The organism is Azorhizobium sp. AG788 (assembly GCF_943371865.1).
Classification (GTDB): Bacteria; Pseudomonadota; Alphaproteobacteria; order Rhizobiales; family Xanthobacteraceae; genus Azorhizobium.
In genome coordinates, this window is record NZ_CALRWL010000083.1 from 1 (window position 1) to 13156 (window position 13156).

Sequence of the window (13156 nt, forward strand, 5' to 3'; positions counted from 1 at the left end):
CCCTCCCGGCGCCCATTGGAGAGATAGTGACGGCAGACGGCTTCGGCCCGATCAGCGAGCCTGTGCGACAGATCGTGAGCAATCCCGGACATGGCGAGCTTTTCAAAAACAAAGGCCCGCCGACAGAGCCGGCGGGCCGAGGTTCAGGAGCGTGTTGAGGGTTACTCCGCCGCCACGGCAGGGGGGATGTCCGTGGCGTCCTCAGTATCCTCAGGGCTTTCGTCTTCGCCCATGGCCGTTGTGCCGTCCTGCGCCGCCGTTTCTTCGCCTGCCGCCGGTTCGGCTCCGCGCAGCGGTTCCGGCAGCCAGCCGGTATCAGCCAGCAACGTTTCCGCCTCGCGGGCCATGTCACCCTTCTTCAGGTGCGCGATGCGCTCCGCGGCACGTGGCCCCTTTGCCTCGCCCACCGCCTGCAGGATGCGGGCTTTGGTGACCCGCCCGAGGAAATTGTCCACGGTCGGCTTCCACCCGACGGCGGCCATGTCGAGGTCGACGGCGCGGGCGAGTTGATCGGCATGGTGGTGCGCGCGGGGGCGCCGGTTCCAGGCTTCATGGACGGCGTTCACCGATAGGCTCACCACATGGGCGAACAGGCTGGAGCGGCTGTCGCTGTCCCAATCCTGCAGAACCTCCCAGAGATCGGCCGAGTCCTTCGGCAGAACCTTGGCCCAGCCCTCATGCCGTGCGTGGATTGCCGCGGCCGAGGCACTGTCATTCAGCCCCGGCGCCTGCGCGCTGAAGGCGATGCTCTTCAGGTCGAGTTCGAGGCAGCTATCCGAGCCGTAGCGGTAGAAGCTCTTCAGCGTCAGGGCGTGCAGGGCGGCGAGGAAGGCGACGTCCGGCCGTTCGCCCAGCGCCTGGCGCAGCCCGAGCGTGCGATGCGAGGTCAGCTCGGTCATCAGCCGGTCCGAGAGCGCCGACAGCCCTTCGTCCTCCTCGGGCTCGGGCGCGTCTGCCGTGACGGCCTCGCCGGTACGCATGGCCGCCGCCGCGATGTGGTGCGGGCCGGCGTCTTCCGTGGCGACTTCGAGCTCCACCGGCCGTTCGTCCTCCGGCCGCACATAGCCGCGCTCAGTGCGCACCGTGCCATCATGGGCGATGCTGACGAAGGCGCCGGCGCGCGCCACCTCCAGCGGATCGAAGGTGATCGGACGCGCCTCGAAGGCTTCGATCGCCGTCTCGATCTCGCCGAGCCGCGCATCGACCTCCTCCGGCAGATCATCAGCCTCGGCGTATTCCGCAGACAGGCGATCATATTCCGCCTGCAGGGCATCGCGGCTCGCTTCCTCTTGGGCCGTGAGCGGGATGGTCTCGCCGCGCAGCTGGCGCAGGCCGTAGGTGTGGCCATAGGCGAAGTCAGGGGCCGTCTCGACCCATTTCCACCCCTCGGCGGCAACAGCGTCGGCCTCGGCCTTGAGCTTCTCGGCCACCAGCCGGTCGACCAGCGCCACATCCTGCAGCCAGCCGCCGTCGTCGCCCTGGAACAGGTCGCGCAGGATGGTGCCGCCGGCCTCGACATAGGCCTCAAGGCCGATGAATTGGGCGCGCTTGTCACAGGCGCGGACAGCCCCCTCGGTCAGCATACGGCGGATGGCATAGGGCTGCTTGTCATAGGAGGTCTTCAGCCGCTCGAAGACCTGTTCCTGGCGCGCATGGTCGCCGGAGACGGTGAAGGCCATGAGCTGGTCGAGCGTCAGGTCGTCCTCGGCATAGACCTCCAACAGCACCGGCGAGACCGACGCGAGCCTGAGGCGCTGCTTCACCACGCCGACGGAGACGAAGAAGGCAGCGGCGATTTCCTCCTCGGACTGGCCCTTCTCGCGCAGCGCCAGAAAGGCGCGGAACTGGTCGAGCGGATGCAGCGGCGCGCGCTGAACGTTCTCGGCGAGCGAATCCTCCTCGGCGATGCCGCCCTCCCGGATGACGCAGGGCACCGGCGCGGTCCTGGCGAGGCGCTTCTGCTTCACCAGCAATTCCAGCGCCCGATAGCGCCGCCCGCCGGCCGGGATCTCGAACATGCCGGTCTCGACGCCGGTGTCGTCAACCACAGGCCGGACGCTGAGGCCCTGCAGCAGGCCGCGGCGGGCGATGTCCTCTGCCAGTTCCTCGATCGAGACCCCGGCCTTGATGCACCGGACGTTCGACTGGCTGAGCAGGAGCTTGTTGAAGGGGATGTCACGCGAGGGCGAGAGCGTGATCTTCTGAACATTGGTCGCCATGGAAGGCACCTCCGCGACGGGCGGCCAAGAGCCTCTCTCTCGGCCTCCTACCCGACACGAAGCGCAGCGCCGTCCTCTCACTCTGGAGGGCGACGCCGCAGAACCGCAGATCCGCACAAGCGCAAAGCCGCAAAGCCGGACACACAGTTTTCGGCATCTCCGGCTTTCCGGAAATCAGGCCGCCCGATCGAGCAGCTTCTTGGCCCGGCCCTCGAGGTCGAGCCGCGCATCCTGGTGCGGCTTGTCGCGTGCAAGCGCGGTGATGCCCTGCACGAAGTCGAAGATGCTCTCGGGCTTGCGCCCTTCCTCGGCCAGCACCGTGTCGATGATCTTGGCCGTCTCCGCCTTGGAGAAGCCCCGGTTGCGCAGGAAGTCGCTGCGGTCCTCGTCGGTGCGCGCGACGATCTTCTCCCGAGCCGCCTTGATGCCGTTGACGAAGGGCATGGGCGAGGAATTGGCGAAGCGGGTGAGTGCCGGCGCTGCCTCGTGCGCGAAGCGGGAGGCCGCGTATTTGGAGTGGCGGATGGTGATTTCCTGGAAGTCCTCGACGCCCCAGAGATTCCGGTTCTGGCAGACGGCACGCAGATAGAAACTCGCGATACCGAGCGTCTTGGCCCCCACCTCCGAGTTCCAGCAGTAGAAGCCCCGAAAATAGAGGTCCGGCGAGCCGTCGGGCAGCCGCCCGGCCTCGATCGGGTTTAGGTCGTCCACGAGGAACAGGAAGACGTCGCGGTCGGAGGCGTAGAGCGTCGTCGTATCCCTGGTGATGTCCACACGCGGATTGTAGACGCCAGTCGACCAGTCGAGCACGCCCGGCACCTTCCAGCGCGTGTCGCCGGTGCCGTTGCCGGCGATGCGCTGCACTGCCTCGACCAGCTCATGATCATAGATCCGGCCATAGTCCGGCCCGGTCACGGCGCGCAGCTCGACGCGGCCATTGGCGGTTTCAAAGGTCTTGATCTGCTCGGCGCGGTGCGCGGTCAGGCCATATTGCAGATTGATGCCGACCAGCGTGGCGGGAAGCTGGCGCAGATAGGCAGCCGGTGCCCCGATCTGGGCCGCGAGCTGGCCGAAGGACCAATGGTTCGGTTCGACGGGCGCATCCGCCCCGGGCAGCACCAGCGCCAGCCGCTCGGCATTGGAACGGCTCGCCTCCACATGGATGCGGGACGTCTCCACGAGGCGCGACCGGCTGTGATCGGCCCGGCCCCGCACCATCGCGGCCAGCTCGCCCAGCGACAGGAACCGTTCGTCGTCCGGCCGGGAGAACCATTCCGACGACACGCGGCCGACCCGTTCGCCGCGCGTGACATCCACCCTGTAGCCGCCACTGGCGTCGCGACTGGCATCCAGAACCTGCATGTTCATGGGGATCACCCTCCATGACGGGCGCCGGAAGACTCTCTCTCGGCCCTCAACCCGTCACGGAAATCCAGTCCAGCCTCTCACTCTTCTTCGGGTATTACCCCTCCGGGGCTAAGGAGTCCGCGATAGCGGCCAGTCGATCAAGCGCCCGACTCTCAAAGGTCAGGGCGGCAAAAGCCGGAACCTGCGGTTCCCGCAACACGGGCAATGCAACGCGCTTCAGGCCGGTTTGCAAGGCCCTGCGTCGCACCCACATGTGCGGCTCAATCGCAAGGCGTAACCCGTCGAATGCGGAACTATCAGCCCCGCGAGACGATTGGGTAAATCATTGCGGTGCGAACACAAATGTCACCTTGCGCACGGGACGATCGCAATTCATCATTGTCCGGCAGGGGCGGCTATCAATATCCGAGGTAATCCAAAACCCGGCGGGGCGAAAGCCCGCGTGTACCCCTTCCGATTCCGTCATGGCAGCCCGGGCAAGCGTTCGGGATGGCCCTCAAGGCGCGGCACCGGAACTCGCGCTCTGATGCCGGTGCGCTAACCACGGCACGTTGGGTGACAGGCGGCAACTTGGGTGAAGGCAACGCCCTGTCTTCCGGCCTTGCTAAGGTCACCCCGGTCGAACGTTTCGAGCGATGCCGGAGAGGGCAAGATCCCAGGCTCGTGCGAAATAGAGCTCCTGCTGCGCGGCATCTGCGAACTGAGCGTCTCCGAGCATGGCCCGGATCATTGGTTTGATGGAGGTGGCGTAGAGGATCTGATCGGCGATGAATAGCGGATCACCATCTGCGACGAGAGCCTTCGACTGCGCGGCTCGTACCAATGCGGCAAAGCGGATCATCAGTGGGTCTTCCGCCATGGCGGGTGGGCGAACGCCGCCCGCCGGCACGGCCTCGGCCAACGCAACCCTGTTCAGGGCCATGAGCTCCGGCCGCAGGTTGATCGCCAACAGCTTCCGAGCATAGGCGCGCAGCTGTTCAAGCGGCGGGCTTTCCTCTGCCAACGCGTCGTCGATCTCGGCGACCACGCGCAGACGCAGTTGGTCCATGAGCGCGCTGAACAACGCCGCCTTCGACGGATAGCGGCGATAGATCGTGTCCTTGCCGGCGCCGCAGGTGGCCGCCACCTGTTCCATGGTGGTCGCGGCGAAGCCCTGTTCGGCGAAAAGGCGTGCGGCGGTCTCGAGGATGAGCCGGCCCAGTTCCTCCGCTGCCTGCTTGGTCGGGCGTCCGCCGCGCGGGCGGGTCGGCGGTACGGGCGAGGCGGACCCGGGCGGTGGGGTGGGGGCCAGCGTTGCTCCGGCACGACGGCTCGTCATCTCTCATGCCCTACGAATACGGATGTGTTCGGCCACTATTTAGAAGCAATACAATCTATTTCAAGAACCAAACGCGAGCGTTCCGTTGCCAAATCGCCACAGGGCTGGTGGCTCCCCTTTTTGCGGCCAAATTTAACTGGACGGCATCGTCCCGTTTCTGTTATCCGGAGTTCATGTTCGAGCGCGGGATAGCAAGGCAGAGCATTACAATGCGAAAGCATGGCAGGCACATCGCACTATTTGGAACAACTATAATTTGTACTGGTTGGGTTGCAGGCTTCGCACACGCCCAGGATGCTGTCCCGCTCGATCCCATCGTCGTCCAGACCGATGCCGAGCGCGGATCGAATGGGACCATCGTGGCGCGACGCGACTCCGCATCCACCAAGACCGACACGCCGCTTCTCCAGACGCCCCAGTCCGTAGATGTCATCACGCGCAAGCAGATGGATGACCAGAATCCGCAGACCGTCGGCCAGGCGATGGAGTATACCGCTGGCGTTTTCATGCCGGATGCAAACACCCGCTTTGACAGCTACTTCATCCGTGGATTCGGCGGCTTTGGCACGTCCAGCACCTTCGTCGGCTATCTCGACGGGCTGAGGCTGCCGCGCGGACAAGCCTTCGGCCAGTTTCAGGTGGATCCCTTCCTGCTGGAGCGGGTGGATGTCCTGAAAGGCCCCTCCGCCGTGCTTTATGGCCAGGTGAGCCCCGGTGGCCTCGTCAATATGGTCAGCCGCGATCCGAGCGCTGTGCCCTACAATGAGATGCGCCTAGAGGTGGGCTCCTACGGCCGGATGCAGGCGGGCCTGACCACGCAGGGTGCCTTCGACGAAATGGGCGTCTGGCGATACAGCCTGTCCGCCATCGGACGCGTCTCCGGAACGGCTTATGATGATGTGAACGAGGGGCGCGTGGGCGTCGCGCCGGCCATCACGTGGCAACCGGACGTCGACACGCGCCTCACCATCCGCGGCTTTTATGAGAACGATCCGGAAGGTGGCTATTTCAACTCCATCTACCCCACTTTCCTTGCCGCGCCCCAGTATCGCAGCTTCCTGAACCGCAGCTTCAATGTGGGTGATCCGAACTTCGACAATTACAAGCGCGAGCAGGGCGGTGTCGGCTATTCTTTTGAGCATAGGTTCAACGACTGGCTCCAGATCCGCTCCAACACCCGCTATTCGGATGTCTCCAGCGAGCTAAAGGGCATCCAGATGTCGGGCGCCATGACGTCGGACGGCATTCTGCCGCGACAGGCTCTCATCTCCACCGAGCAGGCGGGGGGCATTTCCACCGACAACAGCGCGGTATTCACATTCAATACCGGGCCACTCAGCCACAAGGTCATCGCAGGGCTTGACTACCAGTGGTTCTCCAGCGACTGGACCTACCAGTACGCGGTGGCGCCCAGCCTGAATGTCATCCTGCCCGTCTATGGCGTGAGCGTGGGGCCGTTCGCCACCCTGATCGACAATACGCAGGATGTGCAGCAGACCGGTGCCTATCTTCAGGATCAACTGGCGCTGGGCAACTGGCGGGCGGTTCTGGGCGTGAGGCAGGACTGGACGACGCAGTCCACCGTCAACCATCTCGCCGGCAACTCCACCTCGGACCAGTCCTCGTCCGCGGCCACCTACCGTGCCGGGCTGCTCTATCTCTTCGAGAATGGCCTGGCGCCCTATGCCAGCTATTCCACTTCGTTCGAGCCGGTGATCGGCGTCAATGCCTCCGGTGAGGCCTTTGTGCCGACGGAAGCCCAGCAGGTGGAGGTCGGCCTCAAGTATCAGCCGACCTTCATGAATGCCCTCTTTACCGTCGCGGGCTTCGACATTCACCAGCAGAACGTTCTCACCGCCGGCCCGATCCTCGGCTTTTCCGTTCAGACCGGCGAGATCCGCTCCCGGGGCCTCGAGTTCGAGGCGCGGGGCAACGTGACCGACAATCTGGAGCTGATCGGTGCCCTCACCCTGCTCGACACCGAGGTCACACAGTCCACGGTCGCGAGCTATGTGGGCAAGCATCCGCAGGCGGTGCCGAACTATTTTGGCTCCTTCTGGATGAACTACAAGTTCACGGAAGGGATGTTGAGCGGCCTCGCGGCGGGAGCCGGCGTGCGGGTGATCGGCCCGAGCTATGCGGACGATGCCAACGACATCAAGGTGGACGGATATGCGCTGGTCGACATGTCGCTGCGCTATGACCTCGCCCGCCTGTCGCCGCGGATGAAGGGGGCGACCGCGACGCTCGATATCCGCAACATGTTCGACACGGTCTATTACACGAGCTGCACCTACGACATCTATTGCCAGTACGGCACGGGGCGCACCTTCCTCGCCGGCCTGCGCAAGACATGGTGAGGGGGGTGATTTCCCGCAGGGGCGTGCTGGGTGGGGCGCTGTCCTGCCTGCCCGCCCTGCGGGCCGGCCCGGCTTCCGCCGCCGACCTTCAGGTCACCGACATGCTGAAGCGCACGGTGACCCTGAAGGCGCGGCCGGAACGCATCGTGCTGCTGGATGCCCGCGACGCGGTGAGCATGGCTCTCATCGATCCCGAGCCGATGGCACGGGTGGTTGGCTGGGCGGGGCTGGAGGGGCTCGACAGCGACGGTGTTCTCGCCGCCCTCAAGGCCAAGGCGGGGCGGACCATCCCCGTCATCGGCGGAGTGGCACCGGGCAGCATCTCAGCGGAGGCCATCGTCGCGCTGAAGCCGGATCTCATCGTCACCACCCGCTATGCGGATGGGGCAAACGGAGACGTCTCCGCCCAGTTGGCCGCGTTCGGCATTCCGGTGCTGTTCAGCGATAGCAGCAGTAGCAGCACGGGCCGCGGCGCGGGCGATGATCTGCCCGCGCTCATGCGCATGTGGGGGCATGTGCTCGACCAGGAGGCGCGCGTGGAGGCGCTGCTGGCTTTCCTCGATGCGCGTTTCGCGCAGGTGGCGGACTGCGTCGCGCGGGTGCCATCGCGCAAGGTCTATCTGGAACTCCAGTCCACCTATGATGACTGCTGCTGGGCGGCGGGTCACGCGGTCTGGGGAAAACTTCTCACGCTTGCGGGCGGACGGAGCCTTGATGCGGTGACCGCGCCCTGGTTCCAGAAGGTGCATGTGGAGCAACTGGTCAAGGAACAACCGGAGCTCTACATCGCCTCGGGCGGCGCCTTCGCGCGCGGCACACGGCCCGCCATCGCACCCGGCATGCCGCGCGATGAGGCCCGCTCCAGCCTGCGCCCGCTCATCGCGCGGCCGGGCATGGACCTGCTCTCGGCGGTCAAGGCAGGCCAGGTGCGCGGCATCTGGACCGGGCTTGTGGTCATACGCCCGCTCAACATCCTGTTCGTCGAGCGCGTGGCCAGCTGGCTGCACCCGCAGGCCTGCCGCGCCATCGACCCCGGGCAAACCGTGCGCGAGCTGAATGAGCGTTTCCTCGCCATTCCGCTCGGAATGCCGCTATGGGGCCGTCCTGACGGGTCTGAGACTGAAAACGAGTGAGGCCAGCCATGCTTTCAGCCCGCACCACCGTTTCCTTTCCGCGCATCGACGCCTTCCTGACCGACATTCTGGAGTCCCTTGCGGCCCATGACATGTCGGTCACCGCCATCGGCGACAGCTATGTGGCAACCTGCACGTTCGGCGCCGCGCGGCTGGTGGCGGGTCCACAGCGACTCGCCATCGAGATTTCTGCACCCACCGCGCCGGAGCTGAACCGGGTGCGCTATTCCATCACCGGCCTCATCGGCTTCGTGGCCAAGAGCGAGGCGCTCCAGATCGTATGGGAGGGAGACGAGGTGGGCCGCACCTTTCCGCCCGACCTGCGCCTCCTCACCGTGCAGGAGATCCAGCGCCTCACGCCCCGGATGCGCCGCGTCATTTTCGCAGGCGAGGATCTTGCGCGCTTCGATACGCGCGAGCAAATGCACACGCGCCTTCTCTTCCAGCCGGAAGACGCGACCCGGCCCGAATGGCCGACACTGGACGATGCGGGCCTGATCTCTTGGCCCGGCGGCCGGCAGCGGTTGGGGTCGCGCGTCTATACGGTGCGCCATGTGGATGTGGCGGCCGGCCAGCTCAGGATCGACTTCTTCGATCATGGCGGCACGGGGCCTGGCACCCGCTGGCTGCGCCGCGCCCGCCCCGGCGATATCGTGGGTGCGGTGGGCCCCGCCGCCCATGGGCCGAAGCCGGCCCCGCGCGTCCTCCTCGTGGGGGACGAGACCGGCCTGCCGGGCATCGCCCGGATGCTGGAGGACGCCGCGCCGGAAACGGAAGGGCTGGCGCTCATTCTGGTCGCCGACGGGGAAGATCGGCAGGCTTTGCGCGCACCTGCGGGCGTTGAGGTGCGGTGGCTGCAGCGATCCCATGTGGCGGGTGATGAGCCGCTGAGCAGGGCCGTGCATGCCCTCGACTGGAGAGGCGCTCATGACGACCTTTTCGTCTGGGTGGGGTGCGAATTCCATGACTTCCGCGCCATCCGGCGTTTCGTGCGGGACGAACTGAAGCTTCCGGCCGCGCGCGTCGTTGCGTTCTCCCATTGGCGTCGTGGCATGAGCGAGGAGGACATCATCGCCGTGGGCGCCCACGCGGTGAACGCATGAGCGGCCGCGCGCGGAGCGTTGAGGGGGCCTCACCGGTTGCCGGGCCGGCCCTCTCCGCCGCCGCTGCCGCCTATCGTCGGCGTACCCATCGCAAGCAGGCCGTGCTTGCCTTCATCGCGACAGTGCTGCTAGGCACGGTTCTGCTGGACCTTGCCACCGGCCCCGCCCGCTATTCGTTGGGCGAGATCATTCCGGCTCTGGTGGGTGCGGATGGGGCGGCGCCCGAAATCCGCGCCATCCTCTGGAACATCCGCCTGCCGACAGCACTGATGGCCGTGACGGTGGGCGCCGCACTCGCGGTGGCGGGCGCGCAGATGCAGACCATTCTGGCCAATCCAATGGCCTCGCCGTTCACGCTCGGCATCTCCGGCGCGGCGGGATTTGGTGCGTCGCTTGCCCTTGCCTTCGGCTTCGCGATCCTGCCGGCCTTCGTGGACTATATGGTGCCACTGAATGCGCTGCTGATGGCGCTGCTGGCGGCTGGCATCATCCATGTGTTCAGCCTCCAGCGGGGCGCCACCACGGAGCGGATCGTGCTACTTGGCATCGCGCTTGTTTTCTCCTTCAACGCCTTCCTCACGCTGGTACAGTTCCTAGCCTCCGAGCAGGCGGTGGCGGCTGTCGTCTTCTGGACCATGGGCAGCCTCTCTCGCGTGACATGGCCGAAGCTTGGCGTTTGCATCGTTATGCTCGCTCTCGTGTTGCCGGTCTTCATGCGCCGGGCCTGGTCGTTGACCACGCTGCGCCTCGGGGAAGACCGGGCCGCGAGCCTTGGTATCGACGTGCGCCGCCTGAAGCTGGAGACCATGGCGCTGGTGGCGCTGTTGGCCTCCGTTCCCGTCGCTTTCGTCGGTACCATTGGCTTTATCGGGCTCGTGGGGCCGCATATCGCGCGCCTTCTCATTGGCGAGGATCAACGCTTCTTCCTGCCCGCCTCGGCCCTTTGCGGCGCTTTGCTGTTGTCGTCAAGCTCAATACTCAGCAAGACGCTGGTGCCCGGCACGCTCCTGCCCGTCGGAATCGTGACGGCCATTATCGGCGTGCCCTTCTTCCTCGCCCTTATCCTGCGCGATGCGAGGCGCGGGTGATGAGCGCGGGTGTCAGCCTTCAGCTCATCAACGTGGGCGTATCTTACGGGCGCCATAAGGTGGTTGATGGCGTCAGCACCTCCGCCATCGCCTCAGGCGCGGTCGTGGCGCTTCTCGGGCCAAATGGCGCGGGAAAGTCAACATTGCTCAAACGGATCGCTGGCCTGCTGACGGGCCCCGGCCGGGTCGACATCGTCGGGGCCAAGCGAGAGGAGATTGGCTACCTGCCGCAGCACCACGCGTCCCCCGCGGGGGTGACGGTCTATGAATCCGTGATCCTTGCCGTGAAGCGCAACGGGGCCTGGAGCGTGTCGGCTGCCGAACTGACGCAGGTGGATGCGACGTTGGACATGCTCGGGATCACGGGCCTTGCCCCCCGGGAGTTGGAGGACCTGAGCGGCGGTCAAAGGCAGATGGTCGCGATCGCGCAAACGCTCGTCAGGGAACCGCGAGTCCTTTTGATGGACGAGCCCACGAGCGCGCTCGATCTCCACCGCCAGTTGGAAGTCCTTGGTGTCATTCGTGATCTGGCGCAAACGCGGGGTGTCATCGTGCTGGTCTCGCTGCACGATGTGAACCTTGCCCTTCGCTTCGCGAGCCACGCCATGGTGATGGCGCGGGGGCAGATAGTTGCCAGCGGGCGGAGTTTGGACGTCATCTCCGCACAGATGATGCAGGCCGTGTTCCACGTTGAGGCGAGGATCGAGTTGTGTTCCAGAGGTCGACCGCACATGATAATCGACGGCATGAAAGAGCCATAGATTAACACCGCAACTGTGCCCGCTGAGATGAACGGTTCCAACCCCGCGTGGCCGCTTTCTGGCGCAAATCCCATGACCGCTCGTGTGAATGGCGCTTTCAAGTCGTCGAAACGCCAGCCAGCGGCGGACGCGCCCTCACACCCGGTCGTCGGCCTCCGCGAACTGGGTGTCGTGCAGGCGGCGATAGAGGCCGTCGCGCGCCACCAGTTCGCCGTGGCGGCCCTGTTCGGCGATGCCGGTTTCCGACACCACCACGATCTGGTCGGCGTTGCGCACCGTGGTCAGGCGGTGGGCGATCATCAGCGTGGTGCGGCCTTCCGACAGCGCGGCCAGCGACTGGCGGATCTCGCGCTCGGTCTCGGTATCCAGGGCCGAGGTGGCCTCGTCCAGGATCAGGATCGGCGGGTCCTTGAGGAAGATGCGGGCGATGGCCACCCGCTGCTTCGGCCCGCCGGAGAGCTTCACCCCGCGCTCGCCGATCACCGTGTCGAGGCCCGCCGGCAGGCCGGCGATCATGTCGTCCAGCCGGGCGCGGCTGGCGGCGGCGCGGATCTCCGCTTCCGAGGCGTCGAGCCGCCCATAGGCGATGTTCTCGCGCAGGGTGCCGGCGAACAGGAACACGTCCTGCTGCACAATCCCGATCTGGGAGCGCAGCGAGGCCAGGGTGAGGTCGCGAATGTCCACCCCGTCGATGGTGATGCGCCCGGACAAGGGCTCGTAGAAGCGTGGCAGCAGCGAGCAGATGGTGGTCTTGCCCGCGCCCGAGGGGCCGACGAAGGCCACCGTCTGCCCGGCCTTGATCGTGAGGCTGAGATCGCTCAACACCGGGGCGGAGCCGCCATAGCTGAAGCTGACGGCCTCATAGCGGATCGCCTCCTTCAGGCCGGTCAGCGCCACCGCGCCGGGGCGGTCGGCGATATCGGCGCGGGTGGCCAGCAGTTCCAGATAGCGGCGGAAACCGGCGATGCCCTTGGGATAGATCTCCAGCACCGCATTGATCTTCTCGATCGGCCGGAAGAACACCCCCACCAGCAGCAGGAAGCTGACAAAGCCGCCATTGCTCAGTTCGCCCCGGATCACGAACCAGGTGCCGGCGATCATCACCAGCACCTGGGTGAGGCGCATGCCCAGATAGCTCAGCGACATGTTGGCCGCCATGATGCGGTAGGCGGAGAGCTTGGTCTCGCGATAGCGGGCATTGTCCTGGGCGAACAGGGCCCGCTCATGGTCCTCATTGGCGAAGGCCTGCACCACCCGCATGCCGCCCACATTCTCCTCGATGCGGGCGTTGAAATCACCCACCCGGCCGAACAAGGCGCGGAAATTCTCGGTCATGCGGGCGCTGTAATGGCTGGAGAACCAGGCCACGAACGGCACCACCGCGCCGGTAATGAGCGCCAGATGCACATTGACCATCATCATCAGGATGAAGGCGCCGATGAAGGTCATCACCGCGATCACCACATCCTCGGGGCCGTGATGGGCCACTTCCCCCACTTCTTCCAGATCCTTGGTGATGCGCCCCACCAGCCGCCCGGTCTTCTGGTTGTCGAAGAAGCTGAACGACAATTTCTGCAAATGATCGAAGCTGCGCCGGCGCATTTCGGTCTCGATATTGATGCCCAGCATGTGGCCCCAATAGGTCACCACCGCCATCAGCCCGGCATTGACCAGATAGACCCCCAGCAGGGCCGCGGCGGCGGCGGCGATCAGGCCCCAGTTCTGGGCGGGGAGCAGATCGTCCACGAACAGCTTCACCGCCATGGGGAAGCCCAGTTCCAAGAGGCCCGAGACCACCGCGCAGGT

At 65.7% G+C, this 13156-nt stretch carries 9 protein-coding genes; 5 read left to right on the forward strand and 4 right to left on the reverse strand.

Annotated elements, in window-relative coordinates; translation table 11 throughout:
• Positions 1-161: 161 nt before the first annotated feature.
• From AAG816_RS26680 to AAG816_RS26690, 3 genes are all read right to left on the reverse strand, one after another.
• Positions 162-2219 carry a ParB/RepB/Spo0J family partition protein gene (locus AAG816_RS26680; RefSeq protein WP_341992755.1) on the reverse strand — a complete coding sequence of 686 codons (2058 nt, stop codon included), beginning with the start codon at positions 2217-2219 and terminating at the stop codon, positions 162-164.
• Positions 2220-2393: 174 nt separating this feature from the next.
• Positions 2394-3587: a DUF932 domain-containing protein gene (locus tag AAG816_RS26685; RefSeq protein WP_341992756.1), complete on the reverse strand. Its 1194-nt coding sequence runs from the start codon at positions 3585-3587 to the stop codon at positions 2394-2396.
• 610 nt (positions 3588-4197) lie between these two features.
• Positions 4198-4905 (reverse strand): helix-turn-helix domain-containing protein, encoded by a 708-nt coding sequence (locus AAG816_RS26690; protein ID WP_341992757.1) that lies wholly within the window; start codon positions 4903-4905, stop codon positions 4198-4200.
• 359 nt (positions 4906-5264) lie between these two features.
• On the opposite strand from AAG816_RS26690, the gene AAG816_RS26695 reads away from it, so the two are divergent.
• From AAG816_RS26695 to AAG816_RS26715, 5 genes are all read left to right on the forward strand, one after another.
• Entirely contained in the window at positions 5265-7265 is a 2001-nt protein-coding gene (locus AAG816_RS26695) for a TonB-dependent siderophore receptor (RefSeq protein ID WP_341992758.1), read from the forward strand.
• 5 nt (positions 7266-7270) lie between these two features.
• Complete coding sequence (locus tag AAG816_RS26700) at positions 7271-8398, forward strand: ABC transporter substrate-binding protein (RefSeq protein ID WP_341992759.1); 1128 nt, start codon at positions 7271-7273, stop codon at positions 8396-8398.
• 8 nt (positions 8399-8406) lie between these two features.
• Complete coding sequence (locus AAG816_RS26705; protein WP_341992760.1) at positions 8407-9501, forward strand: siderophore-interacting protein; 1095 nt, start codon at positions 8407-8409, stop codon at positions 9499-9501.
• Positions 9502-9602: 101 nt separating this feature from the next.
• Positions 9603-10589, forward strand: a complete 987-nt coding sequence (locus AAG816_RS26710) for an iron ABC transporter permease (RefSeq protein WP_341992761.1) — start codon at positions 9603-9605, stop codon at positions 10587-10589.
• Complete coding sequence (locus AAG816_RS26715; RefSeq protein WP_341992762.1) at positions 10589-11350, forward strand: ABC transporter ATP-binding protein; 762 nt, start codon at positions 10589-10591, stop codon at positions 11348-11350. Before AAG816_RS26710 ends, AAG816_RS26715 begins: the two co-directional genes overlap by 1 nt.
• Before the next feature lie 135 nt (positions 11351-11485).
• Here AAG816_RS26715 and AAG816_RS26720 read toward each other — a convergent pair.
• Positions 11486-13156, reverse strand: a 1671-nt coding sequence (locus tag AAG816_RS26720; protein WP_341992763.1) for an ABC transporter ATP-binding protein, incomplete at its 5' end; no start/stop codon positions are given.

Bases quoted from the DNA above. Each gene is read 5' to 3' on its own strand.
- AAG816_RS26680 (WP_341992755.1), bottom strand. From the start codon at position 2,219: ATGGCGACCAATGTTCAGAAGATCACGCTCTCGCCCTCGCGTGACATC.
- AAG816_RS26685 (WP_341992756.1), bottom strand. From the start codon at position 3,587: ATGAACATGCAGGTTCTGGATGCCAGTCGCGACGCCAGTGGCGGCTAC.
- AAG816_RS26690 (WP_341992757.1), bottom strand. From the start codon at position 4,905: ATGACGAGCCGTCGTGCCGGAGCAACGCTGGCCCCCACCCCACCGCCC.
- AAG816_RS26705 (WP_341992760.1), top strand. From the start codon at position 8,407: ATGCTTTCAGCCCGCACCACCGTTTCCTTTCCGCGCATCGACGCCTTC.
- AAG816_RS26715 (WP_341992762.1), top strand. From the start codon at position 10,589: ATGAGCGCGGGTGTCAGCCTTCAGCTCATCAACGTGGGCGTATCTTAC.